Here is a 15527-nt window from a genome sequence, read left to right as displayed (position 1 = left end):
TCGGCAACTCAGCCTCCGGTGTGTGCTATCTGCTCCAGCCACGGCTGGGAGCGTGATTAGTCGAACACTTTATCGGATAAGGTGTTCATTGGCCTAAACATGGGCCGCCATTGAATGCCAGTTGGCCATCCACCCCGACTCGATTCGCATGCTTCATAACTACCGTTTCTCAGTCTGCCTTTCCCAGATGGCACTTCTTGTACTTCATGCCACTACCACACGGACAGAGATCATTACGGCCAATTTTTGCCTTTCCTCTCATAGCGGATGATCCACTTAGGGTTATTCCTGGCCTGCGCTGCATGCCTGCAGTTTGAGCGTCCATTTCGTCTGACTGATGCCATGGGTAATCTAGAACGACTCCCGTTCGGATGCTTTCATCGGTATCAAGACAGAGTCCAAACCATTTCCGCGCTTTTAGTGTGTATTTCCGTAGATGGCAATGCGCTGCGAGTTTTTTCGCTGCCGCGTCTGTTTCCCCTGGATTGCAATGGATGCAAATTCCCTCTTGTGCCTCTCCTAGGGAAACAGTGAAGTCATGGACCGCTCCATCAAATTTGGCTTGTCGTATGACTTCTTGAATTCCGTTATCGATATGGCGACACGTGTCCTCGCCAATCGTGAGCAAGAGGAATCCGAGTTCAATGGTAGCGGGATCACCTCTCTGTTCAATCTGTCTAATGAGGCGCTCAAATGCTGTCCCAGCAAAGCGAGTGAGAATCCCGTCAGGTGTTCTGTTGCCAGGAATTCCTTCCCGACGAATGGTCATCGCCAGGTCCAAGTCGGCGCTAATGTCGTCGTCAAGGAGAACCATGTCATGCTCATCGGAGAGCCACAGGTTCTCTTTGAGATGAAACGATAAGGCAATCAGTTCATGCTGTATAAGCAATTTGTCGGCATGCAGTACACGCTGATTGATGTATCCGAGAAGTCGCAGAGGGGTTTCCAGCATCTCGGTCATCGCATCAAGGAGGAATATGTCCATGATGAAAGGAGGCCTGATGCCTTCGGATACTTCTTGTTTCAAGAATTGCCTAGCTTGAAAGCTAAGGGCGGGATAGTGGTCTGAGACGACATTTAAAATAAAAACCTCTTTGGGTTTCCAGGGGAGTTTGATCTCGCTATTCTGAGGACTGCGTAACACGCAGTCACCGGCCAAGAGGTGCCGAGCACACAGTAGCCCCTGTTCATAGGAGTCCGTGATTGCCTTTTGGAAGTCGGCTTTGATCTGACCATCATTCCCCTTTCTGGCTTCCAAGGTGAGTCGCTTCGATTTGGCTTGAACGACAATCAGTCGATCCCCAAAAGTAACCAGAACATCAATCTCGCCGGCTTTATTTTTTCCTTGAAATAGATCGACATTGCGCAGAACGTTTTCTGCTCCAAAAACCTTGGTCAACCGGTTAACAACAAACGATTCTGTGAACTCGCCGCGATGTTTAAAAGCTGTTGCTTTGTAGGCATCATCGGCCGCCATCCAGTAAAAAGGCGACTCATACAAAGCTTCTACGATGCTGTAATACTGAAGCAGCAACACGCGGCCGTCTGGGAGAGGGATCAGGGGAGACGCAGCAACAGAGTTGAAAGCGCTGGCATCGCTAAAGTGCGTATTCCGGTCTTGAAGCGTGAAGGCGTCTAGTACTGCCTTTACTTCCTTCAACGAAACGCCGCTGATGCACTCGACTTCTTCAGCAGATAGACAAAAACCAGGAAGTATCGTCCAGTCGGCGGGAGGAGCCTTGAGCATTGCCCTATGGGTTGCCAAAACTTTTGTGTTCTGTATTTCGCCTATGGCACGAACGACTCCGGCGGCAGCCTGGATAGAGAACCCTTTTTTGCTGCTCAACCACACCTCATCGTGGCCGTATTTTTCTACGGAGAAATCGCGGTACTGAAATGAATAAGCCGACTCGCCGCCATAGAAAATGGGCTCCCGCAAAATCGAGCCCTGTGGGGTGGATGGGTCACCAATTGTCTTTATACTGTGAAAAAGAGATGCCCCTATTGCTGCGTGAAATTCATCCATTAGGCGATAGGTTCGATCGATGTATTCCTGCATGGTCGCAGGCTCTGGAAGTTGCCAGTCGATCTCTTTCTGCACCACGAGACCAATAAGTGTGGTGATTTCGGTGCGGATCAATCGACTGTGCGTGAACAGCTTTTGCATATCCGCCACCTTCATCTCTTTCTCGTACGTGATGAAGTTGTCTTGGTGGCAAATGTAAGCAAGAGCATGGACGTATCCTGGACTTGTGGAAAGCACCGCCAGTTCGGCGAAAACATCGGATTCCGATCTCATTGTTCGATGCGGGCCTCTGCGCATGGTGATCCCCCCTAAGTGTTTTGCTTTCGTCAACTTGCCGGTTAGCCTAACCAAGGCGCGATGCTGCGATTGGGGCTTTCCGTCCTGCCAGTATTGCCAAACGGAACTGGTTGTCTTCGCGCATGTAGCGCAAGCCATAATGGGCATCGACGCGGAAGTAGTAGTCAGGATTGGCGGAATACAAAGTCATCGGATGGCCGAGATTCAGCTATCGCCTTTACCATCGTATGCGATGCTTTTCTTCGGTTTCTTTGTGGCGACGGTCATCATCAACATGAAGGTATTGGCTCGTCGTACTCAATGACTCATGGCCAAGATTATCCCTAACCAGGCGCAAGTCGATCTGTTGATCGGCCATATGCGAACCGGCGGTATGGCGCAGCCAGTGCGCCGAAGCACGCTCCAGTAAGTCCGCTCGAACCACATACGCATCACCGCGCTGCCGCAAGCGCTCCGCGGCACCCTCGAAAACCTTTTTCACGATCGAATGCAGTGCCGCTCGAGTCAATGCCTCACGCGATTTCCCGATCGGCAACAGTAGAGGCGTTTCCTCGTTGGGGCTAGGGTAGGGCGCCATGCCTATCTCACGCCGATAACGGGCTAATTCCACCATCAGTTCGGTGGTCGCTGGCACCAGACGTTCCTTGTCGCCTTTACCCAGAACCTCCAGCCACCAGCGCTCATCGCCCTCACGGTCACGCCGGCAAAAGAAACTGCCCATGGTGTTTTCAGCGACTTCAGAAATCCGAAGGCCGCCCAAGTAGAGGAGGGTGAATAGCCACCGGACGCGAAAATAGTGTGCTCGCTGGCGATCGGTTTCTCTGGGCATGCTATCAATGAAGACTTTCAGTTCCTGCCAAAGGTCAGGATCAAGATAGCGGGTGATCCGTGGTTTGGCACGTCGCGCCCGGTGCCGGGATAAAGATAAGGGATTGCCAGCCAGATAGCCGGCATCGACCAACCAGGAAAACATCACATTCAAGATGATCATCGCCTGGCGCTGACTGGCCGTCGAGAGCGGCCCATAGAATGGCCGCCAGCGTGGATCATCCCGGGGATGCTTACGTCCACCACCGGCTACCCATTTTTCCCGGGGTTGGGGATCCAGCAGGAACTGCTGGTAGACCAGGAAATCCTCATGGGTCAGGGAGGAGAGGGGTTTGCCCAGTTGCAGCGTCGACCACAGCAAGAGTCGTTCGGCTTCTTTTCGATAGTTGTCGAACGTTGTCTTGGTTTCGATGAAACGCGCCAACCAGGCGTGAATGGCCTGCAGATCATTGGTGGCTGCAATCTGAGCGACACGACCAACGGCACGATTGCGCCCTTGGCTGCCGTCGAGGTCGGCGGGCAACAGGATCTGCTCAACAGGGATTGGCGCGAGCGCGGTATCAGTCATTTTTGGCCTGAAATCGTGGATATAGGTCTCAGTATTTCCTCAAGGCCATCAGTTTGCAATAATTCGACATTATAGTCGTAATGTCAAATGTTGTACCGGTTTAGTTATATATATAATGTTTTACGTTGTATTATTTTAATAATTCCACCTCACCGAACCTGCGCGATGCCAAACGAAGCCCAAATACACGCTGACATCGAAGCCCTCCGCGCCCAGGTTTCCGAGACCCAGGACCTATATCGCGAGGTGTGCACAATTCTCTTCTTCCGTTACGGCATCACGCCCACGGCCAACAAGCTGTACCAATACGTCAGGAAGGGCAGCATGTCAGCACCGGCGGAAGCCTTGGCGAAATTCTGGGAGGATCTGCGCGAAAAGAGCCGGGTGCGGATCGAGCATCCCGATCTGCCAGACACACTCAAGTCGGCGGCAGGGGAGCTAGTCGCCGCCCTGTGGACTCAAGCCCAGTCGGCCGCCCAGGAGGGGCTGGAAACATTCAGGTCCGAAGCCCAAGCAGCGGTAGTGGAGGCACAAACAGTTCAAGATTTTGCCGAGAGAGAACGTGCCGCCGCTTTGGTAGAGCGAGATCGGGCTCGGCAAACAACCAAGGATGCCACGGAGCGAATACAGCAGCTAGAGCGCGACTTGGCCGCAGAACGCGCTAGCAAAGCAGTTCTGGCATCCCAATTGGAAGCAGCCGGGTACCAGCAAGCCACTCTCCAAACTGCATTGAGCGAGGCTCGGCACGATTTCGCGGCCGAAATAGAAAAACACCGCCAAGCATTGAAACGTTCCGAAGAGCGATATGAAGCCTCCGAAAAGCGAGCTTTACTGGAAATAGATCGGGAACGCACTACCGCCGCAAAATTGCAAAAAGATTTGGCTCAATTTCGCCAACATCAACAGAATACCGAAGAGCGCCACCGTATCGAAGTAGCGCAACTTCAGGCAAACCTCGCAGACACCCGCCAAAAACTGGGTGTAGCAGAAGGTGTGCTCCAGGAACTACGGGCGCTAAGGCAACAGCAAACCGACGAGCTGAAACTTTTGCGCACAACCGTTGCAGAGAGTGATGCTAGAAAAAATTTGCTAGAACACGAATTAGCGGCTTCCCTAGAAAACGTCGCTAGGCTCGAGAGCGGACTGAAGCAACAATCAGAGGCCAAGCCGAACAGAAAACGAAAAGGCGCGCAGTAATGCTTGGCTCGCGCATGCCAAGAGTAAAACGAACCCGCACGTGGTATTCCCAGAACTAAATTTTGCACATAGCGACACAAAGTCAATGTGGAACAATTAGTTCCGGAAATGTGTGAAATTTACTTCGGCAGACTACAGGAGAAGGCGGCAGGCGGAAAACACCATTTCCTCTGCTTCGTATAATTTGTATTATGTTAAATTATGTTTGTGCGAGGTAATCGATATGGCCGCTGAACGAGTGGAATGGATACGATCAGCGGCAATCAATGCTTCGTGTTCAGTGTTTGTTCCGGATCACCGGTAGCTGGAATATATCGATGCCTTCGTCCAGCAAGGCTTCGCGTTCATCGCTGGTGGCCTGGCCGCGGATCGATCGCTCGGGGGCTTCGTTGTAGTGGATGCGACGGGCTTCCTCGGCGAAGCTGCTGCCGACGTCCTCCGCGCTTTCAACGATGGCGTCGACCAGCGCCTGGTAGGCTGCGGCCACTTGCGAGTTCGCCGGCACCATCGCCGTGCTGACCGTGCTGGCTGAACGGGATTCGGTCGGCACTTCCCTGTCCTCGGCATGGCCGCCGATAGCCACGGCCGATGGTATGCGGCGCACATTGGCGCTGTCGCATTGCGGGCAACGGATGAATTGGCGTGCGTTTTGTGCTTCGAAATCGTCGGGGCTGCGGAACCAGCCTTCAAAGCGGTGATCGTTGTCGCAACTCAGGTCGTAGATGATCATGACTGGCCTAGTGGTGCCCGGAACCGGGGTCGAACCGGTACGCTCAAAGAGCGAGAGATTTTAAGTCTCTTGTGTCTACCAATTTCACCATCCGGGCGGCTTCGCGATTATATCGGGAAGCAGATATGAAAAAGGGAAAGCGCATTGCGCTTTCCCTTTTCAGACTGGAGCGGCAGAAGAGTCTCGAACTCTCGACCTATACCTTGGCAAGGTATCGCTCTACCAACTGAGCTACTGCCGCATGTCTCTGGAGGCGCGAGCCGGAGTCGAACCGACCTACACGGATTTGCAATCCGGTGCATAACCGCTTTGCTATCGCGCCACGCCTACAAACTTTTACTACTAACGAGGAAGCCATGCTTCCCCGAGGAATTTGGAGCGGCAGAAGAGTCTCGAACTCTCGACCTATACCTTGGCAAGGTATCGCTCTACCAACTGAGCTACTGCCGCGTCAAACAGAGCGCGCATTATAGACGCCCCAAGGGATTTGTCAACACCCTCTTCTATTTTTCCGCACTACGCCTGGCAATTTCCGGCCAGGCCATGCGCAGGTAATAGCCCATCGACCACAAGGTCAACAGTGCCGCCAGCCAGATCAACCACTCGCCGGCCAGCATCGTATCGATACCGAACAGCGGCGCCTGGAGCAGCAGCAGCGGAATCGCTGCCATCTGCGCGGCGGTCTTGATCTTGCCTAGCATCGAGACGGCGACGCTCTTCGCCGCGCCGATCTTGGCCATCCATTCGCGCAGTGCCGAGATGGTGATCTCGCGACCGATGATGATGGTGGCGACGATGGCGTCGGCGCGGCCGAGCTGGACCAGAACGATCAGCGCGGCGGCGACCATCAGCTTGTCGGCAACCGGGTCGAGGAAGGCGCCGAAGGCCGAAGTCTGATTGAGCTTGCGCGCCAGATAGCCGTCGGCCCAGTCGGTCAGCGCGGCGGCGATGAAGATCAGCGTGGCGATCAGGTTGCGCTCCTGCGCCGTCGCCCAGTCGGCCGGCAGGTAATAGACCGCGATCAGCAGCGGGATGGCGACGATGCGCAGCCAGGTGAGCAGGATGGGAAGATTGAATGGCATAGGCCGTCAGTGTAAGGCGGAATGAATCTTTTCGGCGAGTTCGCGACCGATGCCGGGAATCTCGGCGAGCTGGTCGATGCTTGCCTCGCGCACGCCGGCCAGGCCGCCGAAACGGGCGATCAAGGCTTTACGGCGGGCCGGGCCGACGCCGGGCAGGCTTTCCAGCGTCGAAGTCTTGCGGCTCTTGGCGCGTTGCCCGCGGTGGCCGGTGATGGCGAAGCGGTGCGCCTCGTCGCGTACTTCCTGGATCAGGTGCAGTGCCGGATGGTCGGACGGCAGGTTGAGCGGCGGCCGGCCGTCGGCCTCCGGAAAGATCAGGTTTTCCAGGCCGGGCTTGCGCTCCTCGCCCTTGGCGACGCCGATCATGTTCAGGTGGGTCAGGCCGAGGTCGGCGAGCGCCGCCCAGGCCGAAGCGACCTGCCCCTTGCCGCCGTCGATCAGGATCAGGTCGGGCGCCCTGCCCTCGCCGCTGGCGATGCCGTCGTAGCGCCGCGTCACCGCCTGGCGCATGGCCGCATAGTCGTCGCCGGGCGTGATGTCGCGGATATTGAAGCGGCGGTAATCGCGTTTGCTCATCTTGTTGCCGTCGTAGACCACGCACGAGGCGACGGCACTTTCGCCCATGGTGTGGCTGATGTCGAAGCATTCGATGCGGACGATTGCCTCGCTCAGTTGCAATGCCTCCTGCAGCGCGGCCAGGCGCTGTTCCTGTTGTGCCGACGCCTGGTTGCGCGCCAGGATGGCTAGGCGGGCGTTCTGCAACGCCATCTCGACCCAGGCCTTCTGCGTCAGCGTGCGCGCTTCGGCAATGGGTACCGGCCGACCGGCGAGTTCGGCCAGGCTGGCGGCGGTTTCCTCAAGCTCTTCGCTTTCCGGCAGCGGCGAAACCAGCAGCCGGCCGGGGGCTGGATGCAGTTCGTAATGCTGGCGCAGAAAGGCGGTCAGCGCGTCGGCGGCGGTCGAATCACCGGCGTTGCTCGGGAACAGCGGGCGGTCGCCGAGATGGCGGCCACCGCGCACCATCGCCAGGTTGACGCAGAGCTGGCCGGCTTCGCGCACGGCGACGACGATATCGACGTCCTCGCCCTTGCTGCTCGAAACGAACTGCTTTTCCTGGACCTGGTGCAGCGACTGGATCTGGTCGCGGTAGATCGCCGCCAGCTCGAAGGCGAGCTTCTCGGCGGCCCTCTCCATCGCCGTGTTGAGGCGCTTGATCACTTCCTGCTGTTTGCCGGCGAGGAACATCGCTGCATATTGGACGTCGGCGGCGTAGTCGTCGGGCGAGATGTAGCCAACACAGGGGGCGCTGCAACGCTTGATCTGATACAGCAGGCAGGGTCGCGAGCGGTTGGCGAAGACGCTGTCCTCACAGGTGCGCAGGCGGAACATCTTCTGCAGCAGGTGGATGCTGTCGCGCACCGCCCACGACGACGGGTAAGGTCCGTAATAATCGGCCTTGCGGTCCGGGTTGCCACGGTAGAAGCCGAGCCGTGGGAACTTGTCGCGCGTCAGCACGATGTAGGGGTAGGATTTGTCGTCGCGAAACAGGATGTTGTAGCGCGGCGCCAGCGACTTGATCAGGTTGTTTTCCAGCAGCAGCGCTTCCGCTTCGGTGCGCGTCGCGGTCGTCTCGATGTGGTCGATCTGGCCGACCATGTGGGCGATGCGCGGACTCGACAGGTTGTCGCGGAAGTAGGAAGCGACCCGCTTCTTCAGGTTCTTGGCCTTGCCGACGTAGAGCACGGCGCCGTCGGCGCCGATCATCCGGTACACGCCGGGCAGTTCGGTCAGGGAAGCGAGGAAGGATTTTGCGTCGAAAGCCACGGGGAGCGATGTTAACATGCCGGCCATGCAGCTTCATTGGGACATTTTCTGCCGCGTCGTCGACAACTACGGTGACATCGGCGTCTGCTGGCGACTCGCCCGCCAGTTGTCGGGCGTACACCAGCGCCGGGTCAGGCTGTGGGTCGACGACCTGGGCAGCATGCGCCAGTTGTGCCCAGCGCTTGATCCGCAGGCCGCCGCGCAACACCTTGACGGTATCGAGGTCCGCCAATGGACGACGCCCTTTGTCGTCGACCGGGTTGCCGATGTCGTCATCGAGGCCTTTGCCTGCGAACTGCCCACCAGCTACCTGCAGGCCATGGCCGACTTGCCCAAGGCGCCGGCCTGGATCAATCTCGAATACCTGACCGCCGAAGCTTGGGCCGAGAGTTGCCACGGCGTTGCCTCGCCGCACGCCAGCCTGCCGCTGATCAAGTATTTCTTCTTTCCCGGCTTTTCCCCGGCGACCGGCGGCTTGCTGCGCGAACCGGGCCTGCCGCTGACCACCGAGCCAGCCACTGGCGAAATCAGCCTGTTCTGCTACGACAACGCCCCGCTCGGACCGTGGCTGGAAGCCCTGGCCAGCGCGCCCGAGCCGCTGCGCTGCCTGGTCTCGCCGGGCAAACCGCTGACCGCCGTGCGCGCCTGCCTGCCCGGCGACGGGCCGTGGCAAGTCGGCGCAGCCCGCATCGAGCCGGCGCCTTTCCTGGCGCAAGCCGACTACGACGCCCTGCTCCGCCGTTGCGCGATCAACATCGTGCGTGGCGAGGATTCCTTCGTCCGTGCCCAACTCGCCGGCCGGCCGTTCGTCTGGCACATCTATCCGCAGGACGACGACGCCCATCTCGACAAGCTGACGGCCTTTCTCGACCGCTACACAGTCGGGCTGGAAACCCCGGCCGCGACGGCGGTACGCAATATCTTCCTGGCCTGGAACACGCCGCTGCCGCCGACCAAGCTGACCGCCGCCTGGCAGGATTTCCTGGCGCATCTGCCTGCCATCGACCGGCATGCGCGCGAATGGCAACGTCACTGCATGCGGCTGCCGGAATTGAGCGCAAGCCTCGTCAAATTCTGTGTCGACGCGGTATAATCGCGCGTTTTTCTTTTCAGACTCTGGAATATTTCACATGAAGACCGCTCAGGAACTCCGCTCCGGTAACGTGATCATGGTCGGCACCGAGCCGCTCGTGGTCCAGAAAACCGAATACAACAAGTCCGGCCGCAACGCTGCCGTCGTCAAGATGAAGCTCAAGAACCTGCTCTCCGGCAACCCGTCGGAAGCTGTTTACAAGGCTGACGACAAGTTCGAAGTCGTCGTTCTCGACAAGAAGGAAGTGACCTACTCCTACTTCGCCGACCCGATGTACGTGTTCATGGACGCCGACTACAACCAGTTCGAAGTCGAAGCCGAGAACATGGTCGATGCGCTCAAGTACCTCGAAGACGGCATGCCCTGCGAAGTCGTGTTCTACGACGGCAAGGCCATCTCCGTTGAACTGCCGAACTCGCTGGTCCGTGAAGTCATCTACACCGAACCGGCCGTCAAGGGCGATACCTCGGGCAAGGTCATGAAGCCGGCCAAGATCTCCACCGGTTTCGAGCTGCCGGTTCCGGCCTTCGTCGAAATCGGCGACAAGATCGAAATCGATACGCGCACCGACGAATACCGCAGCCGCAGCAAGTAATTCCTGCTTCTGCCGGAATCGCCAGGGGCAGCTTCGGCTGCCCTTGCTTTTTCCGGGGTGTCGCCAAAGCGACATGCTTTTCTGCCAGAATTCCCCATTCGAACAACCCGAACCGCGGACCCCACCATGAGCTACAAAGTCTTTGTCGACGGCCAGGAAGGCACCACCGGCCTGCAGATCAACGAATACCTCGCGCAGCGCGCCGATATCGAAATCCTCAAGATTGACGCCGACAAGCGCAAGGATCTCGCCGAGCGCAAGCGCCTGATCAACGCCTCCGACATCACCTTCCTCTGCCTGCCCGACGCGGCGGCCAAGGAATCGGCCAGCCTGGTGGACAACCCGAACACCTGCATCATCGACGCCTCGACCGCGCATCGCGTCGATCCCGACTGGGTCTTCGGCCTGCCCGAGCTGTGCCCGGAACAGCGCGCCAAGATCCGCGCCAGCAAGCGCATCGCCAATCCCGGCTGCCACGCCACCGCCTTCATCCTGGCGCTGCGTCCGCTGGTCGCCGCCGGGCTGCTGCCGGCCGCCACCCAGATCGCTGCCAATTCCATCACCGGTTACTCGGGTGGCGGCAAGTCGATGATCGCCGACTACGAAGCCGCAGCCGCCAGCACCACGCAACTGAAGGCGCCGCGTCCCTACGCGCTCGCCCTCGCCCACAAGCATCTGCCGGAAATGCAGGCCTATACCGGTCTGACCGTGGCGCCGATCTTCCAGCCCATCGTCGGGCCGTTCTACAAGGGCCTGGCCGTCACCGCCTACCTGCAACCGGCGCAATTCACCCGCGCCGCGACGCCGGCCGACGTCCAGAAGATCATCGCCGACTACTACGCCGGCGAGCGCTTCATCAATGTCCTGCCGGTCGATCTCGACGCCACCACCGACGGCGGTTTCTTCAATGTTGAAGCCAACAACGGCAGCAACCGCGTCGATATCGCCGTCTTCGGCAACGCCGAGCGCATGCTGGTGATCGCCCGTCTCGACAACCTGGGCAAGGGCGCTTCCGGCGCCGCCGTGCAGGCGATGAACGTGCATCTTGGCGTCGAGGAAAGCGCTGGCCTGCTTTGATCGTCCTCAGCAAAGTCACCCTGCGTCGCGGCACGAAAGTGCTGCTCGACAAGACCACGGTCACCATCAATCCGGGCGAGAAGGTCGGCCTGGTCGGGCGTAACGGCGCCGGCAAGTCGACCCTGTTCGCGCTCCTCAGCGGCAAGCTGCACGAGGACGGCGGCGACTTCTCGATGCCCAGCCAGTGGCGCATGGGCCAGGTTGCCCAGGACATGCCGGAAACCGACCAGTCGGCGACCGATTTCGTCATCGACGGCGATACGCCGCTGCTTGCCGCCCGCAACGAGGTTTTCGAGGCCGAAGCCAGCGACGACGGCATGCGCATGGCTGAAGCCTACATGGCCCTGCACGACGCTGGCGAACACGACGCCGAGGCGCGCGCCCAGGCGCTGATCCTCGGTCTCGGCTTCAAGGTCTCCGAGCTCTACCAGCCGGTCAATAGCTTCTCCGGCGGCTGGCGCATGCGCCTGCAACTGGCACGCGCGCTGATGTGCCCGTCCGACATCCTGCTGCTCGACGAACCGACCAACCACCTCGACCTCGACGCCATGGTCTGGCTGGAAGCCTGGTTGAAGCGCTACCAGGGCACACTGGTGATGATCAGCCACGACCGCGAGTTCCTCGATGCGATCACCCAGGTCACGCTGCACATCGACAACGCCAAGCTGGTCCGCTACGGCGGCAACTACAGCAAGTTCGAAGACATGCGCGCCGAACAGATGCTGTTGCAACAGGCAACGATGGCCAAGCAGGCCGACAAGATCGCCCACCTGCAGTCCTTCATCAACCGCTTCAAGGCCAAGGCGAGCAAGGCCAAGCAGGCGCAGAGCCGGGTCAAGGCGCTGGAGCGCATGGAAAAGATCGCGCCGGTACTGGCCGACGCCGACTTCAGCTTCGAATTCCAGGAACCGCAGAACCTCCCCAACCCGATGCTGTCGATGGTCGATGTCGCCATCGGCTACCCGCCGCCCGACGATGCGCCGGCCGGTACGCCGCCGACGACCATCGTCCGTGGCATCAACCGCTCGGTGATGGCCGGCCAGCGCATCGGCATCCTCGGCGCCAACGGCCAGGGCAAATCGACGTTGGTCAAGACCATCGCCCGCGACCTCGGCGCCATCAGCGGCCAGGTCACCGAAGGCAAGGGCCTGAACATCGGCTACTTCGCGCAGCAGGAACTCGACGTGCTGCGCCCGCAGGACACGCCGCTCGAACACATGATCCGGCTGGCCAAGGAAGCGATCGCCGCCGGCCGCAGCAACGTGCCGGGCCGCGAACAGGAATTGCGCAACTTCCTCGGCAACTTCAACTTCGGCGGCGAGATGGTCAAGCAGGCGGTCGGCACCATGAGCGGCGGCGAAAAGGCCCGCCTGGTGCTGTGCATGCTGGTCTGGCAGCGGCCCAACCTGCTGCTCCTCGACGAACCGACCAACCACCTCGACCTCAACACCCGCGAAGCGCTGTGCGTTGCGCTCAACGAGTTCGAAGGCACGGTCATGCTGGTCAGCCACGACCGCGCCATGCTGCGCTCGGTGTGCGACGAGTTCTGGCTGGTCTCGCGCGGCGGCGTCGGTCCCTTCGACGGCGACCTCGACGACTACCAGCGCTACCTGCTCGACGAAGCCAAGCGCGCCCGCGAGGAAGCCTCGGCACTGCTCAAGGCGGCCTGAGGCCGGCGATGGCGACGACAGCGTTCACTGCCCTCGCCTGCCCGCTCGACGGCGCACCGCTGGCGAGCGCGGACGGCGGCTGGACCTGCCCGGCCGGCCACCGCTACGACCAGGCCGCGCAAGGCTACGTCAATCTGCTGCCGGTACAGCACAAACGCTCGCGTGATCCCGGCGACAGCAAGGAAATGGTCGCTGCCCGCCGTCGCTTCCTGGAAGCCGGCCATTACCGGCCGATCGCCGAACTGGCGGCGCGCGCCGCACTCGCCGACCTGCCGGCCGCCGCAGCCTGCCTCGACGCCGGCTGCGGCGAAGGCTACTACCTGCGCCAGCTTGCCGCGCAAGCCGACGCTGCCGGAAAATCCTCGGCCCTGCTCGGTCTCGACATCTCGAAATGGGCCGTCCAGGCGGCAGCCAAGGCACAACGCGGCACGGCGACCTGGGTGGTCGGCAGCAACGCCAAGCTGCCGGTACTGCCGGCAACATTGGACCGCGTGCTGTGCCTGTTCGGTTTTCCGGTCTATCCGGAATTCGCCCGCGTGCTCAAGCCGGGCGGCACACTGATCATGATCGACGCCGGCCCCGATCACCTGCGCGAACTGCGCGAAATCATCTACCCGACCTTGAAAACCCCGGCGGCACCGAACGATCAGGCACCACCGGGGTTCTCCTTGCGGCACCGCGAATCGCTGTCCTGCCGCATCGAACTCGACAGCCAGGAACAAATCGCCGACCTGCTGGTGATGACCCCGCACTTCTACCGCGCCAGCCCAGCCGGCCGGGAAAAGGCAGCGCAACTCAGCCGCCTGGCGCTGACGGTGGATGTGCGCCTGCAGGTTTGGCAGCGTCTTCAGCCAACCGAAAACGCGTAAGCATCCATCGCAATCACCAAGTCATCGACGCCGGCATGGAAGCGTTCCGGCTGGCAGTTTGCGCCGCCTGCGCCGAGGGCGACGAATAGCGGCAGCAGGTGCTCTTCGGACGGATGGGCGTGGCGGCCGTGGGGTGAAGCGTGGCGGTAATCAAGCAGGTTGGTGATGTCGTTTTCGGCCAGGCGTGCGGCCAGCCAGTCGGCGAATTCACCGACGTAGGCCGGCGTCTGCCCGCCCTGTTGCCAGGCCCGACGATAGTCGCCGAGGTTGTGCGTGATGCTGCCGGAGCCGACGATCAGGATGCCGCGCTCGGCCAGCGGTGCCAGCGCCCGGCCGAGCGCCAGTGCCTGTTGCGGCCCGCCGTGGCTGGGCAGGGAAAGCGGAATCACCGGGATGTCGGCCTGCGGGAACATGTGCATCAGCGGCACCCAGACACCGTGATCGAGACCGCGTTGTCGGTCGATGGCCGCTGGCAGGCCGGCGGCGTTGAGGCCGGCGACAAGCTCGGCTGCGACATCAGGCGCACCAGCGGCCGGGTAGCGCAGTGCGTAAAGCGCTTCCGGAAAACCGCCGAAATCGTGGATGGTCGCCGGCTGCTCGCTGGCACCGACGGTCACCTCGGCCGTTTCCCAATGGGCACTGACGACGACGATGGCGCGCGGCGTGCCGTAAGCCTCGAGCAGTCGGGCGGCCATGTCGCGCAAGGCCTGCCCCGCTGTTCCGGGATAAAGGGCAAAGGTCGGCGCCCCATGCGACACGAACAGGCTGGGCAGGCGGGACATCAGCGTGCCTCCGCGGCACCCAGCCGGCCGCTGCGGTAGTCGTTGATCGCCTGGTAGATTTCCTGTTCGGTATTCATGACAAAGGGACCGTACTGGGCGATTGCTTCGTTGAGCGGCTGGCCGGCGATCAACAGCAGGCGGCTCTCTTCCCGGGCGCTGACCAGGACGCCGTCGGCGGCCACGTCGTTGTCGAGGATGGCCAGTTGCTTTTCGGGAACGTGCTGGCCGGCGATGTCCATGGCGCCACGATAGACCACGACAAAGGCGTTGTGCCCGGCTGGCAACGGGTGCTCGAAACTGGCGCCTGCCGGCAGGTGAATGTCGAGGTAGAGCGGCTGCGTGGCCGTGCGCGTCACGGCGCCGGCCACACCCCGGCTTTCACCGGCAATGACGGTGACGGTAATGCCGCCGGGCAGATCGTAGCGCGGCAGTTGATCGGCTGGAAAATCGCGGTACCAAGGCGCACACAGCTTGTCTTTGCCCGGCAGGTTGAGCCAGAGCTGAAAACCTTCCATGCGCCCGTCTTCCTGTTCGGGAATCTCGGAGTGAATCAGGCCGTGGCCGGCAGTCATCCACTGCACGCCGCCGTTCTCCAGCAGGCCTTCGTGACCGGCGCTGTCGCGGTGGCGCATGCGGCCGGCGATCATGTAGGTGACGGTTTCGAAACCGCGGTGCGGATGATCGGGAAACCCTGCGATGTAGTCGTCCGGATTGTCGCTGCCGAAGGCGTCGAGCATCAGGAAGGGATCGAGGCGGCGCTGCAGGTTCTGCGTCAGCAGGCGGGTCAGGCGCACGCCGGCACCGTCCGAGGTGGCCGTGCCGGCGACGAGCTGTTCGACCCGGCGGCTTTGCCGGATGCTTTCGGTCGGGTTGGTTGGCGTGCTCATGA

General features: G+C 60.5%; 13 protein-coding genes and 4 tRNA genes. 6 read left to right on the top strand and 11 right to left on the bottom strand.

Translation table 11 applies throughout. From position 1 onward, the window contains the following. Positions 1-169 precede the first annotated feature (169 nt). On the bottom strand, positions 170-2299 hold the full coding sequence (locus AADV58_RS09840; RefSeq protein ID WP_341743049.1) for an SEC-C metal-binding domain-containing protein: 2130 nt from the start codon (positions 2297-2299) through the stop codon (positions 170-172). Between the two features lie 241 nt (positions 2300-2540). Next, entirely contained in the window at positions 2541-3719 is a 1179-nt protein-coding gene (locus tag AADV58_RS09835; protein WP_341743048.1) for a tyrosine-type recombinase/integrase, read from the bottom strand. A gap of 165 nt (positions 3720-3884) precedes the next feature. Here AADV58_RS09835 and AADV58_RS09830 point away from each other — a divergent pair, with 165 nt between their 5' ends. Then, positions 3885-4916 (top strand): DNA-binding protein, encoded by a 1032-nt coding sequence (locus AADV58_RS09830; RefSeq protein ID WP_341743047.1) that lies wholly within the window; start codon positions 3885-3887, stop codon positions 4914-4916. Positions 4917-5193: 277 nt separating this feature from the next. Here AADV58_RS09830 and AADV58_RS09825 read toward each other — a convergent pair whose 3' ends face one another. The 7 genes from AADV58_RS09825 to uvrC all read right to left on the bottom strand — a co-directional run bounded on the left by AADV58_RS09825 (position 5194) and on the right by uvrC (position 8570). Then, complete coding sequence (locus AADV58_RS09825; protein WP_028995589.1) at positions 5194-5646, bottom strand: DUF1178 family protein; 453 nt, start codon at positions 5644-5646, stop codon at positions 5194-5196. Positions 5647-5657: 11 nt separating this feature from the next. Next, positions 5658-5743: transfer RNA gene (locus tag AADV58_RS09820), tRNA-Leu, on the bottom strand. A 68-nt stretch (positions 5744-5811) separates the two neighbouring features. Continuing rightward, positions 5812-5887, bottom strand: a tRNA-Gly gene (locus AADV58_RS09815). Positions 5888-5894: 7 nt separating this feature from the next. Beyond that, a tRNA-Cys gene (locus tag AADV58_RS09810) sits at positions 5895-5968 on the bottom strand. A gap of 52 nt (positions 5969-6020) precedes the next feature. After that, a tRNA-Gly gene (locus AADV58_RS09805) sits at positions 6021-6096 on the bottom strand. A 53-nt stretch (positions 6097-6149) separates the two neighbouring features. Beyond that, positions 6150-6728 carry a CDP-diacylglycerol--glycerol-3-phosphate 3-phosphatidyltransferase gene (gene pgsA, locus AADV58_RS09800; protein ID WP_028995590.1) on the bottom strand — a complete coding sequence of 193 codons (579 nt, stop codon included), beginning with the start codon at positions 6726-6728 and terminating at the stop codon, positions 6150-6152. A 6-nt stretch (positions 6729-6734) separates the two neighbouring features. After that, on the bottom strand, positions 6735-8570 hold the full coding sequence (uvrC, locus tag AADV58_RS09795) for an excinuclease ABC subunit UvrC (RefSeq protein WP_028995591.1): 1836 nt from the start codon (positions 8568-8570) through the stop codon (positions 6735-6737). Between uvrC and AADV58_RS09790 the strand changes: the two genes are divergently transcribed. From AADV58_RS09790 to AADV58_RS09770, 5 genes are all read left to right on the top strand, one after another. Next, a complete protein-coding gene (locus AADV58_RS09790) occupies positions 8569-9645 on the top strand; it encodes an elongation factor P maturation arginine rhamnosyltransferase EarP (protein ID WP_341743046.1) in 1077 nt (358 codons plus the stop codon). The genes uvrC and AADV58_RS09790 overlap by 2 nt on opposite strands. A gap of 37 nt (positions 9646-9682) precedes the next feature. Continuing rightward, complete coding sequence (gene efp / locus AADV58_RS09785; protein WP_028995593.1) at positions 9683-10240, top strand: elongation factor P; 558 nt, start codon at positions 9683-9685, stop codon at positions 10238-10240. 126 nt (positions 10241-10366) lie between these two features. Beyond that, positions 10367-11317, top strand: a complete 951-nt coding sequence (gene argC / locus AADV58_RS09780; RefSeq protein WP_028995594.1) for an N-acetyl-gamma-glutamyl-phosphate reductase — start codon at positions 10367-10369, stop codon at positions 11315-11317. Beyond that, a complete protein-coding gene (locus AADV58_RS09775) occupies positions 11314-12987 on the top strand; it encodes an ABC-F family ATP-binding cassette domain-containing protein (RefSeq protein ID WP_341743045.1) in 1674 nt (557 codons plus the stop codon). Before argC ends, AADV58_RS09775 begins: the two co-directional genes overlap by 4 nt. A gap of 8 nt (positions 12988-12995) precedes the next feature. Next, positions 12996-13856: a putative RNA methyltransferase gene (locus tag AADV58_RS09770; protein WP_028995596.1), complete on the top strand. Its 861-nt coding sequence runs from the start codon at positions 12996-12998 to the stop codon at positions 13854-13856. On the opposite strand, the gene AADV58_RS09765 is transcribed toward AADV58_RS09770, so the two are convergent. Continuing rightward, on the bottom strand, positions 13835-14638 hold the full coding sequence (locus tag AADV58_RS09765; protein WP_028995597.1) for a dioxygenase: 804 nt from the start codon (positions 14636-14638) through the stop codon (positions 13835-13837). The two genes, AADV58_RS09770 and AADV58_RS09765, sit on opposite strands and share 22 nt — an antisense overlap. Further along, a complete protein-coding gene (locus AADV58_RS09760; protein WP_028995598.1) occupies positions 14638-15525 on the bottom strand; it encodes a pirin family protein in 888 nt (295 codons plus the stop codon). The genes AADV58_RS09765 and AADV58_RS09760 overlap by 1 nt, the downstream gene beginning before the upstream one ends. Positions 15526-15527 lie beyond the last annotated feature (2 nt).

The sequence above is a fragment of the Azonexus hydrophilus genome, assembly GCF_038368255.1.
Classification (GTDB): domain Bacteria; phylum Pseudomonadota; class Gammaproteobacteria; order Burkholderiales; family Rhodocyclaceae; genus Azonexus; species Azonexus hydrophilus.
The sequence above is the reverse complement of the archived record's forward strand: the minus strand, read 5'-3'. Positions and strand labels throughout refer to the sequence as shown.

What these genes read in the sequence shown, in the direction of transcription:
- AADV58_RS09840 (WP_341743049.1), bottom strand. Translation starts at nt 2,299, where the DNA reads ATGAGATCGGAATCCGATGTTTTCGCCGAACTGGCGGTGCTTTCCACA.
- AADV58_RS09835 (WP_341743048.1), bottom strand. Translation starts at nt 3,719, where the DNA reads ATGACTGATACCGCGCTCGCGCCAATCCCTGTTGAGCAGATCCTGTTG.
- AADV58_RS09830 (WP_341743047.1), top strand. Translation starts at nt 3,885, where the DNA reads ATGCCAAACGAAGCCCAAATACACGCTGACATCGAAGCCCTCCGCGCC.
- AADV58_RS09825 (WP_028995589.1), bottom strand. Translation starts at nt 5,646, where the DNA reads ATGATCATCTACGACCTGAGTTGCGACAACGATCACCGCTTTGAAGGC.
- pgsA (WP_028995590.1), bottom strand. Translation starts at nt 6,728, where the DNA reads ATGCCATTCAATCTTCCCATCCTGCTCACCTGGCTGCGCATCGTCGCC.
- AADV58_RS09790 (WP_341743046.1), top strand. Translation starts at nt 8,569, where the DNA reads ATGCCGGCCATGCAGCTTCATTGGGACATTTTCTGCCGCGTCGTCGAC.
- uvrC (WP_028995591.1), bottom strand. Translation starts at nt 8,570, where the DNA reads ATGTTAACATCGCTCCCCGTGGCTTTCGACGCAAAATCCTTCCTCGCT.
- efp (WP_028995593.1), top strand. Translation starts at nt 9,683, where the DNA reads ATGAAGACCGCTCAGGAACTCCGCTCCGGTAACGTGATCATGGTCGGC.
- argC (WP_028995594.1), top strand. Translation starts at nt 10,367, where the DNA reads ATGAGCTACAAAGTCTTTGTCGACGGCCAGGAAGGCACCACCGGCCTG.
- AADV58_RS09770 (WP_028995596.1), top strand. Translation starts at nt 12,996, where the DNA reads ATGGCGACGACAGCGTTCACTGCCCTCGCCTGCCCGCTCGACGGCGCA.
- AADV58_RS09765 (WP_028995597.1), bottom strand. Translation starts at nt 14,638, where the DNA reads ATGTCCCGCCTGCCCAGCCTGTTCGTGTCGCATGGGGCGCCGACCTTT.
- AADV58_RS09760 (WP_028995598.1), bottom strand. Translation starts at nt 15,525, where the DNA reads ATGAGCACGCCAACCAACCCGACCGAAAGCATCCGGCAAAGCCGCCGG.